Origin of the sequence: Agromyces aureus (genome assembly GCF_001660485.1) — a bacterium.
Lineage (GTDB): Bacteria > Actinomycetota > Actinomycetes > Actinomycetales > Microbacteriaceae > Agromyces > Agromyces aureus.
Genome location: NZ_CP013979.1, coordinates 2,767,690 through 2,788,144 on the forward strand (window position 1 = coordinate 2,767,690; position 20,455 = coordinate 2,788,144).

General features: G+C 69.4%; 15 protein-coding genes and 1 rRNA gene. 2 read left to right on the forward strand and 14 right to left on the reverse strand.

The window, feature by feature from the left end:
• Positions 1-316: 316 nt before the first annotated feature.
• Both ATC03_RS12430 and tyrS read right to left on the reverse strand, forming a co-directional pair.
• Positions 317-1,846: ribosomal RNA gene (locus ATC03_RS12430) — 16S ribosomal RNA — on the reverse strand.
• A gap of 820 nt (positions 1,847-2,666) precedes the next feature.
• On the reverse strand, positions 2,667-3,968 hold the full coding sequence (gene tyrS, locus ATC03_RS12435; RefSeq protein WP_067877515.1) for a tyrosine--tRNA ligase: 1,302 nt from the start codon (positions 3,966-3,968) through the stop codon (positions 2,667-2,669).
• 140 nt (positions 3,969-4,108) lie between these two features.
• Here tyrS and ATC03_RS12440 point away from each other — a divergent pair, with 140 nt between their 5' ends.
• Both ATC03_RS12440 and ATC03_RS21005 read left to right on the forward strand, forming a co-directional pair.
• Positions 4,109-4,831 (forward strand): ChuX/HutX family heme-like substrate-binding protein, encoded by a 723-nt coding sequence (locus ATC03_RS12440; RefSeq protein WP_067877518.1) that lies wholly within the window; start codon positions 4,109-4,111, stop codon positions 4,829-4,831.
• 75 nt (positions 4,832-4,906) lie between these two features.
• Complete coding sequence (locus ATC03_RS21005) at positions 4,907-5,512, forward strand: hypothetical protein (RefSeq protein ID WP_067877521.1); 606 nt, start codon at positions 4,907-4,909, stop codon at positions 5,510-5,512.
• Positions 5,513-5,540: 28 nt separating this feature from the next.
• On the opposite strand, the gene ATC03_RS12450 is transcribed toward ATC03_RS21005, so the two are convergent.
• From ATC03_RS12450 to ATC03_RS12505, 12 genes are all read right to left on the reverse strand, one after another.
• A complete protein-coding gene (locus tag ATC03_RS12450; RefSeq protein WP_084003467.1) occupies positions 5,541-6,209 on the reverse strand; it encodes a DNA-3-methyladenine glycosylase in 669 nt (222 codons plus the stop codon).
• Between the two features lie 37 nt (positions 6,210-6,246).
• Positions 6,247-7,698: an argininosuccinate lyase gene (argH, locus tag ATC03_RS12455; RefSeq protein ID WP_067877524.1), complete on the reverse strand. Its 1,452-nt coding sequence runs from the start codon at positions 7,696-7,698 to the stop codon at positions 6,247-6,249.
• A complete protein-coding gene (gene argF, locus ATC03_RS12460; RefSeq protein WP_084003468.1) occupies positions 7,695-8,693 on the reverse strand; it encodes an ornithine carbamoyltransferase in 999 nt (332 codons plus the stop codon). The genes argH and argF overlap by 4 nt, the downstream gene beginning before the upstream one ends.
• 59 nt (positions 8,694-8,752) lie before the next feature.
• Positions 8,753-9,910, reverse strand: coding sequence for an acetylornithine transaminase (locus ATC03_RS12465; protein ID WP_067882099.1), 1,158 nt, complete (start codon positions 9,908-9,910; stop codon positions 8,753-8,755).
• A 62-nt stretch (positions 9,911-9,972) separates the two neighbouring features.
• Positions 9,973-10,887: an acetylglutamate kinase gene (gene argB, locus ATC03_RS12470; protein ID WP_418117793.1), complete on the reverse strand. Its 915-nt coding sequence runs from the start codon at positions 10,885-10,887 to the stop codon at positions 9,973-9,975.
• Positions 10,887-12,038: a bifunctional glutamate N-acetyltransferase/amino-acid acetyltransferase ArgJ gene (gene argJ / locus ATC03_RS12475; protein WP_067877526.1), complete on the reverse strand. Its 1,152-nt coding sequence runs from the start codon at positions 12,036-12,038 to the stop codon at positions 10,887-10,889. Before argJ ends, argB begins: the two co-directional genes overlap by 1 nt.
• Positions 12,035-13,078, reverse strand: coding sequence for an N-acetyl-gamma-glutamyl-phosphate reductase (argC, locus tag ATC03_RS12480; protein WP_067877529.1), 1,044 nt, complete (start codon positions 13,076-13,078; stop codon positions 12,035-12,037). Before argC ends, argJ begins: the two co-directional genes overlap by 4 nt.
• 245 nt (positions 13,079-13,323) lie before the next feature.
• Positions 13,324-15,141 (reverse strand): dipeptide ABC transporter ATP-binding protein, encoded by a 1,818-nt coding sequence (locus tag ATC03_RS12485; RefSeq protein WP_084003469.1) that lies wholly within the window; start codon positions 15,139-15,141, stop codon positions 13,324-13,326.
• Positions 15,138-16,004 carry an ABC transporter permease gene (locus tag ATC03_RS12490; protein WP_067877531.1) on the reverse strand — a complete coding sequence of 289 codons (867 nt, stop codon included), beginning with the start codon at positions 16,002-16,004 and terminating at the stop codon, positions 15,138-15,140. The genes ATC03_RS12485 and ATC03_RS12490 overlap by 4 nt, the downstream gene beginning before the upstream one ends.
• Positions 16,001-17,050 carry an ABC transporter permease gene (locus tag ATC03_RS12495; RefSeq protein WP_084003470.1) on the reverse strand — a complete coding sequence of 350 codons (1,050 nt, stop codon included), beginning with the start codon at positions 17,048-17,050 and terminating at the stop codon, positions 16,001-16,003. Before ATC03_RS12495 ends, ATC03_RS12490 begins: the two co-directional genes overlap by 4 nt.
• Entirely contained in the window at positions 17,037-18,680 is a 1,644-nt protein-coding gene (locus ATC03_RS12500; RefSeq protein ID WP_067877535.1) for an ABC transporter substrate-binding protein, read from the reverse strand. The genes ATC03_RS12495 and ATC03_RS12500 overlap by 14 nt, the downstream gene beginning before the upstream one ends.
• Positions 18,677-20,362, reverse strand: coding sequence for an amidohydrolase (locus tag ATC03_RS12505; RefSeq protein ID WP_067877538.1), 1,686 nt, complete (start codon positions 20,360-20,362; stop codon positions 18,677-18,679). Before ATC03_RS12505 ends, ATC03_RS12500 begins: the two co-directional genes overlap by 4 nt.
• Positions 20,363-20,455 lie beyond the last annotated feature (93 nt).

Here is a 20,455-nt window from a genome sequence, read left to right on the forward strand (position 1 = left end):
CTATGTAGTTCTCAACAGACGGCCAGAACCCCCACACCCACCGAATCATCAACCATCGGCTTCGTGAAGGTCTGAAGAAACCATCACCCCCGACACCGAAGCATCAGAGTTTGTCCGGTCCCTCAGGACCCAACAGCGTGCAACATGCCCGACCCGCCGAACCCAGCCGTTCCAACCCCCGAAGAGGCGTACTAAACCAGACCCATTGGCCCGAGCATCTATGTTCAATGTTCCACCCATGAGCGACCAGCGAGCCACAAAGGACCCGATCCGGCCTGCACTGCAGAAACCCGAAAGCTTCTGAGTTGCTCCTTAGAAAGGAGGTGATCCAGCCGCACCTTCCGGTACGGCTACCTTGTTACGACTTAGTCCTAATCACCGATCCCACCTTCGACGGCTCCCTCCACAAGGGTTAGGCCACCGGCTTCGGGTGTTACCGACTTTCATGACTTGACGGGCGGTGTGTACAAGGCCCGGGAACGTATTCACCGCAGCGTTGCTGATCTGCGATTACTAGCGACTCCGACTTCATGAGGTCGAGTTGCAGACCTCAATCCGAACTGAGACCGGCTTTTTGGGATTCGCTCCGCCTTACGACATCGCAGCCCTTTGTACCGGCCATTGTAGCATGCGTGAAGCCCAAGACATAAGGGGCATGATGATTTGACGTCATCCCCACCTTCCTCCGAGTTGACCCCGGCAGTCTCACATGAGTTCCCACCATTACGTGCTGGCAACATGCGACGAGGGTTGCGCTCGTTGCGGGACTTAACCCAACATCTCACGACACGAGCTGACGACAACCATGCACCACCTGTAACCGAGTGTCCAAAGAGTTCCACATTTCTGCGGCGTTCTCGGTCATGTCAAGCCTTGGTAAGGTTCTTCGCGTTGCATCGAATTAATCCGCATGCTCCGCCGCTTGTGCGGGCCCCCGTCAATTCCTTTGAGTTTTAGCCTTGCGGCCGTACTCCCCAGGCGGGGCGCTTAATGCGTTAGCTACGACACGGAAACCGTGGAAAGGTCCCCACATCTAGCGCCCAACGTTTACGGCGTGGACTACCAGGGTATCTAATCCTGTTCGCTCCCCACGCTTTCGCTCCTCAGCGTCAGTTACGGCCCAGAGAACTGCCTTCGCCATCGGTGTTCCTCCTGATATCTGCGCATTCCACCGCTACACCAGGAATTCCATTCTCCCCTACCGCACTCTAGTCTGCCCGTACCCACTGCAGGCTGGAGGTTGAGCCTCCAGATTTCACAGCAGACGCGACAAACCGCCTACGAGCTCTTTACGCCCAATAATTCCGGACAACGCTCGGACCCTACGTATTACCGCGGCTGCTGGCACGTAGTTAGCCGGTCCTTTTTCTGCAAGTACCGTCAAGGAGCAAGCTCCCCTTCTTCCTTACTAAAAGCGGTTTACAACCCGAAGGCCGTCATCCCGCACGCGGCGTTGCTGCATCAGGCTTTCGCCCATTGTGCAATATTCCCCACTGCTGCCTCCCGTAGGAGTCTGGGCCGTGTCTCAGTCCCAGTGTGGCCGGTCACCCTCTCAGGCCGGCTACCCGTCGACGCCTTGGTGAGCCATTACCTCACCAACAAGCTGATAGGCCGCGAGTCCATCCCAGACCGAAAAAACTTTCCACCCCAAACCATGCGGTCCAGGGTCCTATCCGGTATTAGACGTCGTTTCCAACGCTTATCCCAGAGTCCAGGGCAGGTTACTCACGTGTTACTCACCCGTTCGCCACTAATCCACCCAGCAAGCTGGGCTTCATCGTTCGACTTGCATGTGTTAAGCACGCCGCCAGCGTTCGTCCTGAGCCAGGATCAAACTCTCCAAAAAAAATGGTTCCCAACCCTCCAAAGAAGGCCGAGGAGTTTGTTCACTGACAGAGAAACAACTGACTCTAAAAATCAAATTGTCCATCAATCAAAGGAATCCCACCACCGAAGTGGATGGGGTTCAAAAAATTGGCATTGAACATAGTGCACGCTGTTGAGTTCTCAAGAACCAGACGCCAACAAAACAACCAACCCACCAACGTGAGCAGCCATTCAGGGCAACCTGCCAAACATACCACCGAGAAGATCGAGTCGGAGCCGAAGGCTACCGACTTTGATCGCACTCCCAGAATCCGGCCCGAACGAGCTGGAACAAGAGATGGTGGGGATCCGATCTTAGGCTTGAAATCACCGAGTCGCAATGCGCCTACGAGGTTATTTGGCTAAGAACTTCACCAAGCGGCCCGGATTTCTCCAACCCGCCGTGGCGATAGGTAAGAACTTACGCGGACGGGACGCCCGACGCCAAATCAGCCACGCAGCCCGGGCGTGTCGCCGTCGGCCATTCGGCGTACGCCGCCCCTGAACGCCCGATCAGGTGCGACTTCGAGTGACTTCGAGGTGGCGTTCGTGGCCAGTGCACCACCGAGAGCAGCCGGGCGCGACCGGTCCGCGGCAGCCGCATGATGCGCGCGTCGCCGCGACATCCGAAGTGCGGCGGCTCCGGAAGCCGAGCTGTGAACCACGATCGACCGGGCGCACTCGCGAAACTCCGCCGGCCATCCCGCGCACGAGACGCGCGGAGATGCGGAACGACCCCGCTCCCCTACCGCAGCAGGTGAACGGGGTCGTTCGCAAGTTGAGCCGAGGGACTGGCGCGGTCAGACGACGAAGACGCCCGCGAGCGTCTTCTTGCCACGACGCAGCACGGCCATGCCACCTCGTGCCACGCGTCCTTCGATCGTCGCCGTCTCGTCGTCGATGCGCACGTTGTCGAGTGAGACTCCGCCCTGCGCGATTGCACGGCGCCCCTCGCCCACCGACTTCACGAGTCCGGTGTCGACGAGCAGCTGAGCGACGGGCGCGTCGGGCGAGGTCGTCGTGTTCGGGAGCTCGCGCAGAGCGGATTCGAGCGTCGCCTCGTCGAGCGCCGACAGGTCGCCCTGCCCGAAGAGCGCCTCGGATGCCGCGATGACGGCTGCCGTGGCATCCGCCCCATGCACCAGGGTCGTGACCTCGTTCGCGAGCGTGCGCTGGGCCTCGCGTCGGAACGGCTCGCTCTCGACGAGCGCCTCGAGCTGCTCGATGCGCTCTCGGCCGAGGAAGGTGAAGACCTTCAGCCGGCCGACGACATCGGCATCGTCGGTGTTGAGCCAGAACTGGTAGAAGCGGTAGGGGCTGCACATCTCGGCATCGAGCCAGATGGCGTTGCCCTCGCTCTTGCCGAACTTCGTGCCGTCGGAGTTCGTGATCAGGGGCGTGCCGATGGCGTGGGCGCTTCGGCCCTCGACGCGGTGGATCAGATCGGTGCCGCTCGTGAGGTTGCCCCACTGGTCGCTCCCGCCGGTCTGCAGCACGCAGCCGTACTGGCGGAAGAGCTCGAGGTAGTCGAAGCCCTGCAGGATCTGGTAGCTGAACTCGGTGTAGCTGATGCCGGCGTCGGAGTTCAGACGCGATGCGACCGCGTCCTTCTTGAGCATGGTGCCGACACGGTAGTGCTTGCCGATCTCGCGGAGGAAGTCGATGGCGCTGAGGCCGGCGGTCCAGTCGAGGTTGTTCACCAGGCGGACGGCGTTCTCGCCCTCGGCCGAGAGGAAGCGGCTCACCTGCGCCTGGAGGCGGCCGACCCACTCGACCACGGTCTCCTTCGTGTTCAGCGTGCGCTCGGCGGTGGGCCGAGGATCGCCGATGAGGCCGGTCGAGCCGCCGACGAGGCCGAGCGGCTTGTGCCCTGCGAGCTGCAGGCGGCGCATGGTGAGCAACTGCACCAAGTTGCCGAGGTGCAGGCTCGGGGCCGTGGGGTCGAATCCGCAGTAATACGTGATCGGGTCGCCGGCGAGGAGCTTCTTCAGGGCGGCTTCGTCGGTGGAGACGTGCACGAGGCCGCGCCAGCGGAGCTCCTCCCAGACGTCTGCAAACGAGTCGTCGTTGTGCTGGGATGCGAGGATCACGGGGTCTGACACCCAGCAAGGCTATCAGCGGGCCATCACCGCACGACGCGTCGGCGATGCGGCGCGATCAAGCCCCCATCATGGATCTCTTTCATTCAATGTTGTAGACTTTATTCTGTTCGTTCAAGTTTCCAGGGTTGACAGGAGTGGGCATGTTCGTGATCACCGCAGATCAGGTGTCGAGCCGTCGTCAGGCCGACCGCGCGGGCGAGATGATCGCCCGTCTCGAGCGCCGCCACGGCGGCGCCCTGCTGCTTCCGGCCGACCAGACGGCGGGCGACGAGATCCAGCTGCTCACCGACTCGGCCGAGACCGCACTGGAGACCGTGCTGGACACGACCCGTGACGGCGGCTGGAGCGTCGGGCTCGGCATCGGCGGGGTGCGGACGCCACTTCCGGACGCCGCCCGCAAGGCGAGCGGCACCGCGTTCATCGCCGCGCGCGAGGCGGTGCAGGCGGCCAAGCGGGCGGACGGACGGTTCGCGCTGCGCGCGGCATCCGCACCGATGGACAGCTCGGATACCGCAGCCGAACGCTCGGGAGAGACGTGGCCCGTGATCGACGCGACCGGCCTCGAAGCGCTCGTGCGCATGCTCGTGCTGATCCGCGAACGCCGGAGCGAGCCCGGCTGGGAGGTCGTCGACCTCGCTCGGACCGGGCTCCGCCAGAAGGACATCGCCCACGAGCTCGGGATCAGCACGGCGGCCGTCAGCGCACGACTCAAGGCGGGGATGTGGCGCGCCGAGGCCGACGCGATCGCGCCCCTCGAGCGGCTGCTCGCCGCCGTCGACGCGGCGGTCACCGGCACCGTCGCCGGCGTCGCCCCGGCCGAGGTCGCGCCGCCGGAATCGCGCGGGTCCGGCGACACCCGCTGAGCTCGTGCACGCGCGTCGGTGCCGATCGCTACGCTGATCGGAACCGCTCCGCAGGCCCTACCCCGAAGGAAGCCCGTGTTCGATCCCACCGCCGTCACGAACGCCATCGCGTCGATCATCCTGTTCATCGCACTGGCGGGTGCCGCCGCGTTCTCGGTGCTCGCGCACCTGCGCTACCGCGGCGTGTTCGTGTGGATCGCGGCCGGGGCGATCGTCATCGCGCTGCTCAGCGCGTCGGCCCTGACCGCGCCCGCGCCCGCCGGCTTCGGCCCGCTCGCCACCGCGCTCGCGTTCACGGCGGCGGTCTTCGGCGGCAGCCCCGCCGCGGCGACGGCGCTGCGGCTCGCCATGGGCTCGAGCGTCGCACCCGGCCTGCACGGCGGCATCATCGTGAGCGAGAAGGCCGTGACCTCCGACGAACGCCAGGGCCTCGTGGCCGCGCCGAAGCGCGAGGTGCTCCGCGGCGGACTCGTGATCGGGTTCCTCGAGCGCATCGCGGCCGCAGGCTCGATCATCGCCGGGTTCCCCGAGGGGCTCGCCATCGTCATCGCCGTGAAGGGCGTCGGCCGATTCACCGAGCTCGAAGCCCCGGAAGCGCGTGAACGGTTCATCATCGGCACGCTCGCGAGCCTCATCTGGGCGTGCGCGGCGAGCCTCGTGGTCAGCATCGCCGTGCACTGAATCGCCGTGCACTGACGACCGGCATCGCTCAGGTGTGCGACTTCGCGTGACGTCGGTACGGTGAGACTCCTCGGTCGTCCGGCAGCCAGAACCGCCACGGATACGCCGCTCCCCCGCCGGCTCCGCTGACGCCCGTTCGTGGGCCCGCCGCGAACGCGAGCGGCGCCACCGGCACCTCGAGCGAGAACGGCGGCGCGAGCAGATCCGCACCCGTCGCGGCCAGCGGCACCCCGAGCGCGACCGCGAGCCGCGCAGGCCCTCGGGCGAGATCCCGATCGGATGCCGCGCCGCGCCGTTCACGCGCGAGTTCGACCCCCTCGACCACCGTCGCGCCCCGCAGCAGCACGGCCGATGCGCGCCCCTCAACGCCCGCGACGACGTTGAGGCAGGTGTGCATGCCGTACGTGAAGTACGCGTAGAGGTGCGCCGCCTCGCCGAACATCACGGCCGTGCGCGCGGTCATGCCACGGTGGGCATGCGACCCGGGATCTTCACCCACGCCGCGATACGCCTCCACCTCGGAGATGCGGATCGCGACGCGACCCTCGGGCGTCGAGTGCGCGAGCACCGCGCCGAGGAGCAGCGGGGCGAGCTCGACCGCGTCGCGTGCGAAGAACGCCCGCGTGCGCCGACGCCGCGCGTCGGACGCCGCGCCGCCCGAAGGCGGAGCGGCGCCGTCATCGCGCGGCCGCGGCATCCGCTCGCTCAGCCCTGCTCGGTCTCGTCGACGGCGATCAGCGGTCGCCGTCGGGCAGCCCGGCCATGAGGTGGCGCACGCGGTCGGCCAGGCGAGCGAACTGGTCGGCGACGCGGACCGGCGCCGTGCCGCTCACGCCGTCGCGGCTCGCGATCGAACCCTCGATCGTGAGCACGGATCGCACGTCGGGCGTGAGACGCGGGTCGATCGAGGCCAGTGCGGCGTCGTCGACGGCGTCGAGCTCGAGCGCGTGCTCCTCGGCGTAGCGGACCAGGGCACCGGTGATCTCGTGCGCGTCGCGGAACGGCACGTGGCGCTTCACGAGCCACTCGGCGACGTCGGTCGCGAGCGAGAAGCCGGCCGGCGCGAGCTCGGCCATGCGCTCGGTGTGGAAGGTGAGCGTCGCGATCATGCCCGTGAACGCCGGCAGGAGCACCTCGAGCGTCTCGACCGAGTCGAAGACCGGCTCCTTGTCCTCTTGGAGGTCGCGGTTGTACGCCAACGGCAGGGCCTTCAACGTCGCGAGCAGGCCGGTGAGGTTGCCGATGAGTCGGCCCGACTTGCCGCGCGCGAGCTCGGCGATGTCGGGGTTCTTCTTCTGCGGCATGATCGACGACCCGGTCGAGTAGCCGTCGTGCAGCGTGACGAAGCCGAACTCGCGCGTGTTCCAGAGGATGATCTCCTCTGAGATGCGCGAGAGATCGATGCCGATCATGGCCGAGACGAACGCGAACTCGGCGACGACGTCGCGGCTGGCCGTGCCGTCGATCGAGTTCTCGGACGGGCTCGCGAGCCCGAGGTCGCGGGCGACGGATGCCGCGTCGAGGCCCAGTGTCGACCCGGCGAGCGCACCGCCGCCGTACGGCGAGACATCCGCTCGCTTGGTCCAGTCGACGAGTCGCTCGAGGTCGCGGGAGAGCGCCCACCCGTGTGCGAGGAGGTGATGCGCGAGCAGCACGGGCTGCGCATGCTGCAGGTGCGTGCGGCCCGGCATGATCGCCGTGCGGTGGGCATCGGCCTGCGCGGAGAGCGCGTCGATGAGGTGCACGAGCTGACGACCGATGACCGCGACGTGGTCCTTCAGGTAGAGGCGCACGAGCGTCGCGATCTGGTCGTTGCGGCTGCGGCCGGCGCGGAGCTTTCCGCCGAGCTCGGGGCCGACGATGCCGATGAGCGCGGCCTCGAGGGCGCCGTGCACGTCTTCGTCGGACTCGGCCGCGACGATGTCGCCGTTCGCGACACGCGCTTCGAGCGTGTCGAGGCCCGCGAGCATGGTGTCGAGCTCGCCGGCGTCGAGGTATCCGGCCGCGGAGAGCGCGCGGGCGTGGGCCCGCGAACCGGCGATGTCGTAGGGCGCGAGCTGCCAGTCGAAGTGCGTCGACTTCGAGAGCGCCTGCAGTTCGGGCGACGGGCCGCTCGCGAACCGTGCGCCCCAGAGCGCACCCTCGTTCGTGCCGTGCTGGCCCGGAGCCTCGGTGTTGCCGGTCATGCTGCGTCCCCCTCGGTCGGTGCGGCCTCGGTCGGTGCGGCCTCGGTCGGTGCGGCCTCGTTCGGTGCGGTCGCGTTCTGCGCGAGCAGCCACGCGAGGAGCGCCTTCTGCGCGTGCAGGCGGTTCTCGGCCTCGTCCCAGACGACCGACTGCGGTCCGTCGATGACGGAGGCCTCGACCTCGTAGCCACGGTAGGCGGGAAGGCAGTGCAGGAAGATCGCGTCGTCGGATGCCTCGGCCATCAGAGCGTCGTCGACGCCGTAGCCGGCGAACTCGGCGATGCGCGCGGCCTTCTCGGCCTCCTGGCCCATGGAGATCCAGGTGTCGGTGACGACGACGTCGGCACCGGCCACCGCCTCGTGAGGGTTCGTCGTGACGAGCACGGACCCGCCCGTGGTCGCGGCGATGCGGCGGGCGTCGTCGACGATGTCGGCGCGGGGCGGGTAGCCGGCGGGCGAGCCGATGCGCACGTGCATGCCGGCGGTGACGCCCGCGAGCAGGTAGGAGTGCGCCATGTTGTTCGCGCCGTCGCCGACGTAGGCGAGCGAACGGCCGGCGAGGTCGCCGAAGCGCTCCTTGACGGTCAGCAGGTCGGCGAGCAGCTGGCACGGGTGGAAGTCGTCTGAGAGCGCGTTGACGACCGGCACCGTGGTGCCGGCGGCCATCTCCTCGAGGCCGGACTGCGCGAAGGTGCGCCAGACGATCGCATCGACCATGCGTTCGAGCACGCGTGCGGTGTCGGCGACGGACTCCTTGCCGCCGAGCTGGCTGTCGCTGGAGGAGATGATCAGCGGCGAGCCGCCGAGGTCGGTGATGCCGACCGAGAACGAGATGCGGGTGCGGGTCGAGGTCTTGTCGAAGAAGACGGCGACGGTGCGCGGGCCCTCGAGCGGACGTTCGGCGAACCGGTCGGCCTTGAGGCGGAGCGCGAGGTCGAGCACCTCGGCCTGCTCGGCCGGCGAGAGGTCGTCGTCGCGGAGGAAGTGGCGGGTCATGTGGTTTCCGTTCGGTGGGTCGGCGGGGCCGACGCGTCGGTTCGGTTCGATGAGGTCGGTCAGGATGCCGCGTGCGCGACGTCGGCGAGGGCCGCGGCGAATCGGTCGGTGAAGGCGTCGATCTCGGCGTCGCCGATGATGAGCGGCGGCGCGAGGCGGATCGTGACGTCGTTCGCGGCGTTCACGATGAGACCGCGCGCGAGGGCCGCGTCGACGATCTTGCCCGCGACGGGTTCGGTGAGCGCCACGCCGATGAGCAGCCCGCGCCCCCGCGTTCCCGCGACGAGCGGCGAGCCGATGGCCTCGATGCGCTCGCGCACCTGGGGTCCGCGACGCGCGGCGTTGCCCACGAGGTCGGCTCGCTCGATCTCGCCGAGCACGGCGTTGGCCACGGCCGTCGCGAGCGGGTTGCCGCCGAACGTCGAGCCGTGCTGGCCCTTCGAGTAGAGGTCGGATGCCGCGCCGAACGTCACGAGTCCGCCGATCGGGATGCCGCCGCCGATGCCCTTCGCCACGGTGATGGCGTCGGGCGTGATGCCCGCGTGCTGGAACCCGAACCACTCGCCGGTGCGCCCGGCGCCGGTCTGGATCTCGTCGACGATGAGCAGCGCCCCGTGCCGTCGCGTGAGGTCGCGCGCCGCTTCGAGGTATCCGGCCGGCAGCTCGACGACGCCCGCCTCGCCCTGGATGGGCTCGAGGATGAGCGCGGCCACGGCGTCGTCGATCGACGCTTCGAGGGCCTCGATCGTCGCGGGGATGTGCTCGACGCCGCCCGCGAGCGGCTCGAAGGCCTCGCGCATGTGCGGCTTGCCGGTGAGGGCGAGCGAGCCCATGGTGCGCCCGTGGAACGCGTCGACGAGGGCGAGCACGCGGGTGCGCGCTTCGCCGGAGTTGTTGAGGCGTGCAAGCTTGAACGCGGCCTCGTTGGCCTCGGCGCCCGAGTTGCCGAACCACGCGCGCCCGTTCTCGCCGGCCCCCGCGAGTCGCACGATGCGCTCGGCGAGTTCGAGCGCCGGCTCGGTGGTGAAGTAGTTCGAGACGTGCGCGAGGGTCGCGGCCTGCCGGCTCACGGCCTCGACGAACACGGGGTGCGCGTGTCCGAGCGAGTTCACGGCGATGCCGGCGAGGAAGTCGAGGTACTCGGTGCCCTCGTCGTCCCAGACGTAGGCGCCCTCGCCCCGGTCGAGCTTGCGGAGCGGCATGCCGATGGAGCGCATGACGCGGCGGTCGAAGCGCTGCTTCCAGTCGTCGGTCTGCCGGTCGTCGTTCTGCACGGTGCTCATGCCGCCACCACCTCGGTGCCGATGCCCGCGGGCGTGAAGATCTCGAGGAGGATCGAGTGCGGCAGGCGTCCGTCGATGATCGCGGCCTTCGCGACACCGCCCTCGACGGCTTCGAGGCACGCGGTCATCTTGGGGATCATGCCCGACTCGAGCGACGGCAGCAGCTCGGCGAGCTCGGCCGAGTCGATCTGCGACACGAGCGAGTCGCGGTTGGGCCAATCGCGATAGAGGCCTGCGACATCCGTCAGCACGACGAGCTTGGCCGCGCCGAGCGCGACGGCGAGAGCCGCGGCCGCGGAGTCCGCGTTGACGTTGAGCGACTGCCCCGGGTTGTCGGCGTCGGGCGCGATCGAGGAGATCACGGGGATGCGGCCGGCCTCGAGCTGCGCGATGACCGCGGCCGGGTCGACCTCGACGACGTCGCCGACCTGCCCGAGGTCGAGTTCTTCGCCATCGACGACCACGCCGCGGCGGCGGCCGCGGAACAGGCCCGCGTCTTCGCCGGAGAGGCCGATCGCGAGCGGTCCATGCTCGTTCACGAGCGAGACCAGCTCGCGGTTCACCTGACCGGAGAGCACCATTCGCACGACGTCCATGGCCTCGGGCGTCGTGACCCGGTAGCCGCCCCGGAACTCGCTCTCGATGCCGAGGCGTTCGAGCATCGACGAGATCTGCGGGCCGCCGCCATGCACGACGACGGGCTTGATGCCCGCGTAGCGGAGGTAGACCATGTCCTCGGCGAAGGCGCGCTGCAGCTCGGGGCTGACCATCGCGTTGCCGCCGAACTTCACGACCACGGTCTCGCCGTGGAAGCGCTTCAACCACGGCAGGGCGTCGATGAGCACGTGGGCCTTGGCGGAGGCCGACGACTCGGCGTCGGCGACGTCGTTCTGTGCACGAGTCTGCATCATCAGCTCGCGTACGCGCTGTTCTCGTGCACGTAGTCGTGCGTGAGGTCGTTCGTGAGGATCGTGGCGGACGCTTCACCCGCGTGCAGCTCGACGAGCACGTGCGTCGCCCGCGGGGTGAGGTCGACGGACTCGCGCGGTGCGTCGGGGCGCCCGGCGTGGCAGACGCGCACCCCGTTCATCGACACGTCGACGAGATACGGGTCGAATCGGGCCTGCGTGGTGCCGATGGCGGCGAGCACCCGGCCCCAGTTGGGATCGTTGCCGAAGATCGCCGCCTTGAAGAGGTTGTTGCGGGCGACCGATCGGCCGACCTCGACCGCGTCGTCTTCGGTGACCGCACCGCGGACCTCGATGGCGATGTCGTGGCTCGCGCCCTCGGCGTCGGCCTGCAACTGCTCGGCGAGCGAGCGGCACGCGGCGGTGACCGCGGCGCGGAATTCCACGGCATCCGGAACCACGCCAGAGGCCCCCGACGCGAGCAGCGTGACCTGGTCGTTCGTCGACATGCAGCCGTCGGAGTCGAGCCGGTCGAACGTGACGCGCGTCGCCTCGCGGAGGGCGGAGTCGAGTTCGCCGCTCGGCAGGTCGGCGTCGGTGGTGAGCACGACGAGCATGGTCGCGAGGCCCGGCGCGAGCATGCCCGCACCCTTCGCGATGCCGCCCACGCGCCATCCGTCGCCGTCGATGACGACCGTCTTCGGGGTCGTGTCGGTCGTCATGATCGCGCGCGCCGCGTCGTCGCCGCCGTCGGCGGACAAGCGTGCCGCTGCGGAGAGCACGCCCTCTTCGAGCACCTCGCCGTCGAGCTGGTCGCCGATGAGCCCGGTCGAGCACACGAGCACGTCGCCCGCGGCGATGCCCAGGGCGGATGCCGCGGCCTCCGCGGTGCGATGCGTGACCTGGAACCCCTCGGGGCCCGTGAAGCAGTTCGCTCCGCCCGAGTTGAGCACGACCGCCGACACGACCCCGTCGAGGATGACCTGCTGCGACCAGAGGATCGGGTTCGCCTTCGCGCGATTCGACGTGAACACCGCTGCGGCGGCCGCCGACGGGCCGCGGTTCACGACGAGCGCGAGGTCGAGGGCGCCGGAGCGCTTGATGCCCGCGGCGATGCCCGCGGCCTCGAAGCCTGCGGGGGCGGTGACGGTCACGGAGCGACTCCATTCATGGGAAGGCCGGTGTACTCGGCGAGGCCGAGGGCGATGTTCGCCGACTGGATGGCGGCACCAGCGGTGCCCTTGACGAGGTTGTCGACGGCCGCGACCACGACCAGGCGGCCCGCGGCCTCGTCGATCGCGACGCCGATCAACGCCGTGTTGGCCCCCAGCACGTCGGAGGTGCGAGGGAACACGCCCTCGGGCAGCAGCTGCACGAATCGCTCGCCCGCATACGCGTCTTCCCAGGCAGCACGCACGGCCGCGGCATCCGTACCGGGAACGATGCGCGCCGTCGAGGTCGCGAGGATGCCGCGGCTCATCGGCACCAGCACGGGCGTGAACGAGATCGTCGGGTCGGCCGCGCCCGCCCAGCGGAGCGCCTGCTGGATCTCGGGGATATGGCGGTGGCCGCCGCCGACGGCGTACGGGTTCGCGGAACCGAGCAGCTCGGACGCGAGCAGGTTCACCTTCGGGCTCTTGCCGGCGCCCGATGGGCCGACCGCGAGCACCGAGACGAGGTCGCGGTCTTCGATGACGCCCGCACGGATGCCGGGGGCGAGCGACAGCGCCACGGTCGACGCGTTGCAGCCGGGCGCGGCGATACGGCGAGCGCCCGTGAGCCGTTCGCGCTGCGTGCCCGACAGGCGCGGCAGCTCGGGAACCCCGTAGCTCCAGGCGCCGTGGTGCTCGCCGCCGTAGAACGCGGCCCAGTCGGCGCTCGACTCGAGCCGGTGATCGGCGCCGCAGTCGATGACGAGCGTGTCGGGCGAGAGGTCCGCGGCGACCGCGCCCGACGTGCCGTGCGGCAGCGCCAGGAACACGAGATCGTGCCCGCCGAGCGTCTCGGCGCTCGTCTCCTTCAGCGTCAGGTGCGTGTACGAACGCAGGTGCGGCTGCACCGAGACGAGGGGCTGGCCGGCGCTCGAGTGCGCGGTGACCGTGCGAACCTCGAACTCGGGATGATCGGCGAGCAGCCGGAGGAGTTCTCCCCCGGCATACCCGGACGCGCCGGAAACGGCGACGGAGTACGTCATGCAATCCACCTTAGGTCTGAACGAGCGGGGGCGATGTTCCGGCGACGCCCCGCGTCAGGCCTCAGGCCTGTTCAGGGGTCGCCGAGATTCGGCGCTCGCCACGACGTCGGTTGCGCGAGACCTCGACACGCGCGACGCGTGCGACGAGGGCGAACCGGGTGGTGGACATGGGTCGACCCTAGCGGCGGCGCGGCGCCGATCGCAAACCCGCGGGTCGGGGATCGGCGCCGCGCGACCGGCTGACGTTACGCCACCGCCTGCTCGGAGGCCGGCCGCGGAACGGAGTCGATGAGCAGCTGCGTGTACTCGTGCTGCGGCGCATCGAGCAGCTGGGCGGTGGCCCCGCGCTCGACGATCTCACCGCGGCGCATGACCAGCGTGCGGTCGCAGACCTTTCGCACCACGGCGAGGTCGTGGCTGATGAAGAGCACGGTGAGGCCGCGCTCGCGTCGGATTCGGGCGACGAGATCGAGCACCTGCGCCTGCACCGAGACATCGAGCGCGCTCGTCGCCTCGTCCATCACGAGCACCTCGGGTTCGATCGCGAGTGCCCTCGCGATCGCGACGCGCTGGCGCTGGCCGCCCGAGAGCGTGCGCGGACGCGCATCGGCGTGCGCTGCGGTCAGGCCGACCTGCTCGAGCAGGTCGATCGACCGCGAACGGGCATCGGCGATCGTGCATCCCGTGTGCAGGCGCAGCGCATCGCCGATCGCCCGGCCCGCCGTGAGCCGCGGGTCCAGCGAGAGGTACGGGTCCTGGAAGACCATCTGCACGCTCCGCGCGTGGGCGAGCCTGGCCGCTCGGCCCTGCGGCACGGACGTCCGTTCACGGCCCGCGATCCGGAGCTCGCCGCCGTCGCTCTGCTCGAGCCCGACGATCATGCGCGCGAGTGTCGACTTGCCCGATCCCGACTCCCCCACGATCGCCAGGGCCTCTCCCCCGGCGAGCTCGAACGACGCCTCGGCGACCGCCACGACGGGCGGCTTGCCCCGCCGGTGGTACGTCTTCGAGAGTCCGGAGGCGACGAGCAACGGGCCGGCCGCGGCATCCGTCACCGGGCGACCGGATGCCGCGTGGCCGGCCGATCGGTCGGCGTGCACGTCGTCGGCCTGCACGTCACCAATGGTCGCGACGGCCGCCGGAACGGCGGTGCCCGCAGTGGAGGCCGGAGCCTCGGCATCCGTCGAGGACGCTTCGTCGGGCACCGGAACGAGGGTCGGGGTCGCAGCGACGAGACGGCGCGTGTACTCGGCCTGCGGTGCAGTGAACACGCGGAGGGCCGGGCCCTGCTCCTCGACGCGCCCGGCGCTCATGACCACGACCCGGTCGCAGATCGAGGCCGCCAGGTTGAGGTCGTGCGTGATGAAGAGCATGCCCATGCCGCGCTGCTCGCGCTGTGCGACGAGCACGCGGATGATCTCGGCCTGCGTCGTCACGTCGAGCGCCGTCGTGGGCTCGTCGCATACGAGCAGCTTCGGCGAGCTCGTGAGGGCACCGGCGATCATGACGCGCTGCAGCATGCCCCCCGAGAACTCGTGCGGATACTGCTTCAGGTGCTCCTCCGGGCGAGGCAACTGCACGGCCGAGAGCAGGTCGAGCGCACGAGCGGTGGCTGCGGCGGACGACAGGCCCTCGCAGAGCCGGAGCGTCTCGGTCATGTGGTCACCGATCGTGCGCATGGGATTGATGCCCGCGCGCGGATCCTGGAAGATCATCGCCGCCGCATGGCGACGCAGTTCGAGCACCTCGCGCTTGGACGCGCCGATGACCTCGCGCCCGTCGAGCTCGACCCGGCCGCCGAGGCGCGAACCGCCCGGCGTGAGGCCCAGCACGGTGCGTGCGGTGAGGGACTTGCCCGAGCCGGACTCGCCGACGAGGCCGACCGTCTCGCCGGCCGCGACCGCGAGGGAGATGCCGTCGAGCAGGCGCTTGCCGTCGGCGAGGTCGAGCGTCAGATCGTCGATGCGGAGCAGGTGCGGGCCTGCCTGGTCCGGTCGAGTGCGACCGGTGCCGGTGTTCGCTGCGGGGTTCGTTCCCGGCTCGTTCGTTCCTGGGTCGTTCATGCGGGGATCTCGCCTCCGATGCGTTCGGAGAGTTCTTCTCCGATGATGTTCACGGCGACGACCACGATGACCACGGCGACCGCCGGCACGATGGCGGGCAGGAAGTGTCCGCCGACGATGCCGGCCTGCGCCTCGTTGATCATGGCGCCCCAGTCGGGGGTCGGCGGTTGCACGCCCAGCCCGAGGAAGGACAGGCCCGCGAGCTCGGCGAGCACGTAGCCGAAGTTCAGGGTGGACTGGGCGCCGACGATGGGCGTGACGTTCGGCAGGACCCGGCGCAGCGCGATGAACGCGCCGCCGAACCCGGCGACGCGGTACGCCGCGACGTAGGGCCTCGTGCGCTCGGCCTTGACGAGTGCTCGCGTGAGCCGCGCGACGAACGGCGCGTACGCGATGCTCATCGCGATGACCGGGGCGACGAGCCCCTTGCCGAACAGCGCGACGGCCATGATCGCGAGCAGCAGCGAGGGGAAGGCGAACAGCACGTCGAAGACGCGGCCGAGCACGGCATCGAACCAGCCGCCCCGCCACCCGGCGAGGAGGCCGAGCAGCATGCCGATGACCGTCGAGCCGATCACCACGAGCAGGGGCCCGAGCAGCGCCGTGCGAGCGCCGAAGACGAGTCGACTCAGCAGGTCGCGGCCGAGTCCGTCGGTGCCGAGCCAGTGCGCGGCACTCGGGCCCGCGTTGACGGCGGTGAAGTCGATGGCGTCGGGCGGATACGGGGCGACGAACGGCGCGAAGATCGCGGCGAGCGTCATGGTCGAGAGCACCACGAGCGCCGCGACGAACGTGCGGCTGCCGATCCGCGGGCGCGGAGCGCGGAGCGCCTTGAGGGCGAGGGTCGGGGTCTGCGTCGTCATCGTGCTGCGTCTCCGGCTGCGGATCGGGGGTCGATCACGGGTTCGAGGATGTCGATGATCGCGTTGACCACGACGAAGGCGGTGACCACGAGCATCACGATGGCCTGGACGACCGGGAAGTCGAGCCGGTCGACGGATTGCACGAGCAACGACCCGATGCCCGCGAGGCCGAAGGCGGCCTCGACGATGGTGCTGGCGACCAGCAGCCCGGCGACGAGGACGCCGCTCACGGTCAGGATCGGCCCGAGCGAGTTGCGGAACACGTGCCGGCGGATCACCGTGCCGCGCTTGAGTCCGCGACTGGTCGCGACCTCGACGTGCTCGCGGCCGAGCTGCTCGACCATCGACGTGCGGGTGACCTTGCCGACCAGCACGACGAAGACGATCGCGAGCGCGGTCGACGGCAGCACGAGGTGGTAGACGGTGTCGACGAATCCCTCGCCCGAGCCGAACGTCGGGAACCAGCCGAGCTGCACGGCGAACACCGAGATGAGCACGATGGACCCCACGAACGACGGGATCGCGCTCAGCACGGTCAGCCCGATGAGTGTCGCACGGTCGAGCACCTTGCCCCGATTCAGCGCAGCCACGATGCCGGCCGTGAGACCGACGATCGCGATGCCGAGGCCCGCCATCACGACGAGCACGAGGGTGACGGGCAGTCGCTCCCCGATCACGGTCGAGACGTCCTGGCGGTACTGGAGCGAACGCCCGAAGTCGCCGTGCAGTGCGCCCGCGACCCAGTTCAGGTACTGCTGCCATGGCGGCAGGTCGAGCCCGAACTGCGCCGTGACCTGGGCGATCGCCTCTTCGCTGGGCTTGCGACCCCTGAGCAGGAAGCGCACGGGGTCGCCGGGCACCAGGAAGCGGGAGAAGAACACGAGCAGCGACGCGAGGAAGAGCGTGAGCAGCAGTCCGCCGAGCTTTCCGGCGACCCGGCGGAGGCCGGCGGCCGTGAAACGGCCGCCGGCCCGCCCGGTCGAGGCCGCCGCCTGAGCGGCGACCGCGACCGTCGACGGCTGGGCCGTCGCGTTACCGGGCGCCAATGGTGGCCGCCCACGGGAAGTACAGGTACGCGATCGACGGTGCGACACCGGTGATGCGTTCGCCCTGGTAGACGGTCGTCGGCCCGGTGAACAGCGGCAGCCACGGCAGCTGCTCGTTCGCGATGTGCTGCAGTTCGGACGACTTCTGCGCACGCGCCTCGGCATCCTGGATGCCGACGGCCTCGTTCGCGATCGCGTCGAACTCGGGGTCGCTCCAGCCGCCGTAGTTGCTGAACTCTCCCGTGCGGAGCACGCCGTACATCTCGAGCGGGTCGGGGCTGGAGAGGTACCAGACCGTGTAGAACAGGTCGACGCCCTCGCGCGCGCTCGGGTCGGAGAACAACGCCGTGTAGGCGTTGGGCGTGACGGTCTTGATCTCGGCCTCGAGGCCGATCGACTGGGCGGCGGCCACGGTCGCCTGCGAGATCACGGTGAAGTCGTTGCCGATCGGCGCCGTGGCGATGACGACCTTCTCGCCCGTGGCGCCGGCCTCCTCGACCAGCTTCCTGGCCGCCTCGACGTCGTAGGGGTACTCCTCGAGGTCGCTGAAGGCCGCGTCGCGGGTGGCATCGGACGCGCCGCCCCACACCGACTCGGTCGTGAGGGCGTTCGACACCTCGCCGTACCCCTTCGCTGCGGCCTCGAGGATGCCGTCGCGGTCGAGCGCCATGAGCAGCGCCTGGCGGACCCGCACGTCGCCGAGCGGGCCCTCGAGGTTCGACACGATGAGATTCGAGGCCGCGGTGCTGAGGCCGAACGAGACCTCGCCCGACGTCTCCTGCAGTTGGGCGATGCCGTCGACCGGCAGCATCCAGCCGCCGTCGACGTCACCCGACTTGAGGGCGTTCACGCGCGCCGTGGCGTCGCCCATGAAGACGAAGCGCACCTCGCCCGACTTCGCCTTCAGCGAGTCGTCCCAGTAGTCGTCGTACCGGGTGAGGGTGATCGACTCCCCCGACTGCCACTCGGTGAGCTCGAACGGGCCCGTGCAGTTCACGAGGCCGGTCGAGTTGCCGTAGTCGGCGCCCTTCTCGGCCAGGGTCGCGGCCGACTCGATGACGCCCGCCGACCCGCCCATGCCCTGGTTGAACTGGGTGTCGGGGATCGTCGTGGTGACGGTGACCTCACGGTCGCCCGTCTGCTCGATCGATGCGACGTTCTGGTAGACGGAGAACCACGAGGAGCCGACCGCGGGGTCGATGTGGCGGCTCATCGAGGCGACGACATCGGCCGCGGTGAGCGGGGTCCCGTCGTGGAACGTGACGCCGTCGCGGATCGTGTACACCCAAGTCGTCGGGGTCGGGTTCTCGAACGACTCGGCGAGGCCGGGCGTCAGGGTGTAGTCGGGGTTCAGTCGGAGGAGCGACTCGCACACGTTCGCGAGCACCTGGTTGTCGGCGTAGTCGAACGCGTAGGCGTAGTCGAGCGAGTAGGGCTCGCCGTAGCTGACCCAGCTGAACGAGTCGATGTCGCCCGACGGGGCGTCGGTCTGGGCCGTGAGCTCCCACTCGGGGGCCGAGGTCGGGCTCTCGGCCTCGGGGGTGCAGCCGGTGAGGGCCAGCGCGCCGGCGGTCAACCCTGCGATGAGCAGGATGCCGCGGCGGCCGTGGCGGGATCGGGTGGGGGTCATGCGTGGCTCCTCGACTGGTTCTCGATGCGGGTGTAGACCTGCTCGCCCTCGATCCACGTGGACGCCACCGCAGCACGGTGGAGGTCCTCGGAGGCCAGGGTGAACGGGTCGGGGTCGATGACCACGAGGTTCGCGAGGTAGCCCTCGCGCACGTGGCCCGTGTCGTGCTCGCGGTGGTTCACGTAGGCGCTGCCCGACGTGTACGCGGCCAGTGCCGTGGCGAGGTCGAGCCGCTGGTGCTCGCCGCCGAGCGGTACGGCGCCGTCGCCGAGGTCGGGAGCGATGCGGGTCACGGCGATGTGGATCGCTGCGAGCGGATCCGCCGTCGAGACCGGCCAGTCGCTGCCGGCCGCGAGGCGCGCACCATCACGGACGAGATCGCCGAAGGGGTACTGGCGGTCGACGGCGCCGTCCTGCAGGAACGGGAGGGTGAGCACGTCGATCTGGGTCTCGTGCGTGGCCCAGAGCATCTGCAGGTTGGCGATCGCGTCAAGTTCGGCGAAGCGGGCGGTATCGGCCTCGGCGACGATCTGGAGGTGCGCGAGGTGGTGGCGCCCGTCGCTCGGGCCGTTCGCGTCGCGGGCCGCCTCGACCGCGTCGAGGGCCTCTCGGACGGCGCGGTCGCCCAGCGCGTGCATGTGCACCTGCATGCCCGCGGCATCCAGGGTCTGGACCGCCTGGCGCAGCACGGCCGGGTCGAGGAAGGAGATGCCGCTGTTCGCGGTGTCGTGGCCGTGCCCGTCGCGGTAGGGGGCGAGCATCGCCGCCGTCTGATTCTCGGCGACGCCGTCGACCATGATCTTCACGGTGCCGAGCGAGAGGCGGTCGGGGTCGACACGGCCGGCGAGCTCATCGCGAAGGCGCACCATCTGCTCGGCCTGCTCGAGTCCGCCGGAGCGCTCCCACCATTGCGCTCCGACGACGTGCACGCGCAGGGTTCCCTCCTCCACGGCGCGGAGGTACGCGCCGGTCGGGTCGGAGATGCCCGCCGATGCGCCGGCGACCATGGCGTCCTGCCAGCCGGTCACGCCGAGCGAGAGCAGGAGCTCCTGCGCGCGGAGCAGGCCGCGGTACGACAACTCCTCGGTGCCTTCGGGCCGAACGGCGCCGAAGAGCTCGCCGGCACCCTCGTGGAACGTGCCGGCCGGGGCGCCGTCGGCCTCGCGCTCGATGCGGCCGTCGGCCGGGTCGGGCGTCGACGCGTCGATGCCCGCGAGTCGGACCGCGGCGGTGTTGGCCCACGCGCTGTGGTGGTCGCGGCTCATGAGGTACACGGGCCGGTCGGGCACGACGGCGTCGAGGAGGGCGCGGTCGGGCGCGCCTCCGGCGAAGTGGTCCATCGACCAGCCACCGCCGAGGATCCACGGCTCGTCGGGGTTCGCCGCCGCATACGCCGCCACTCGCGCGACGGCGTCCGCGGCATCCGTCGCTCCGGTCAGGTCGCACTGCAGGAGTTCGACACCGCCGCCGACGGGGTGGATGTGCGCGTCCTGGAAGCCGGGAGCGAGCAGGCGACCCTCGAGGTCGATGACCCGCGTGCCGGGGCCGATCAGGGCCGCGGACTCCGCCTCGGGAACGATCGTCGTGATGCGATCGCCGGTCAGGCCGACCGCAAGGCCGTGCAGGGGCGAGCCGGTTCCGGTGAACACGGCACCCCCGGTGAATAGGACGTCGACAGCCACATCGCCTCGATTCTTCTTTGGGTGTGGTGGCGACAGTAGCCGCAGTCCACACCGACGTCAACAGCGTTGACAGCACGGGATGCGAATTCGTTA

What these genes read in the sequence shown, in the direction of transcription:
- ATC03_RS12440 (WP_067877518.1), top strand. Translation starts at nt 4,109, where the DNA reads ATGTTCGTGATCACCGCAGATCAGGTGTCGAGCCGTCGTCAGGCCGAC.
- ATC03_RS12450 (WP_084003467.1), bottom strand. Translation starts at nt 6,209, where the DNA reads ATGCCGCGGCCGCGCGATGACGGCGCCGCTCCGCCTTCGGGCGGCGCG.
- argH (WP_067877524.1), bottom strand. Translation starts at nt 7,698, where the DNA reads ATGACCGGCAACACCGAGGCTCCGGGCCAGCACGGCACGAACGAGGGT.
- argF (WP_084003468.1), bottom strand. Translation starts at nt 8,693, where the DNA reads ATGACCCGCCACTTCCTCCGCGACGACGACCTCTCGCCGGCCGAGCAG.
- ATC03_RS12465 (WP_067882099.1), bottom strand. Translation starts at nt 9,910, where the DNA reads ATGCGCTCCATCGGCATGCCGCTCCGCAAGCTCGACCGGGGCGAGGGC.
- argB (WP_418117793.1), bottom strand. Translation starts at nt 10,887, where the DNA reads ATGATGCAGACTCGTGCACAGAACGACGTCGCCGACGCCGAGTCGTCG.
- argC (WP_067877529.1), bottom strand. Translation starts at nt 13,078, where the DNA reads ATGACGTACTCCGTCGCCGTTTCCGGCGCGTCCGGGTATGCCGGGGGA.
- ATC03_RS12485 (WP_084003469.1), bottom strand. Translation starts at nt 15,141, where the DNA reads ATGAACGACCCAGGAACGAACGAGCCGGGAACGAACCCCGCAGCGAAC.
- ATC03_RS12490 (WP_067877531.1), bottom strand. Translation starts at nt 16,004, where the DNA reads ATGACGACGCAGACCCCGACCCTCGCCCTCAAGGCGCTCCGCGCTCCG.
- ATC03_RS12500 (WP_067877535.1), bottom strand. Translation starts at nt 18,680, where the DNA reads ATGACCCCCACCCGATCCCGCCACGGCCGCCGCGGCATCCTGCTCATC.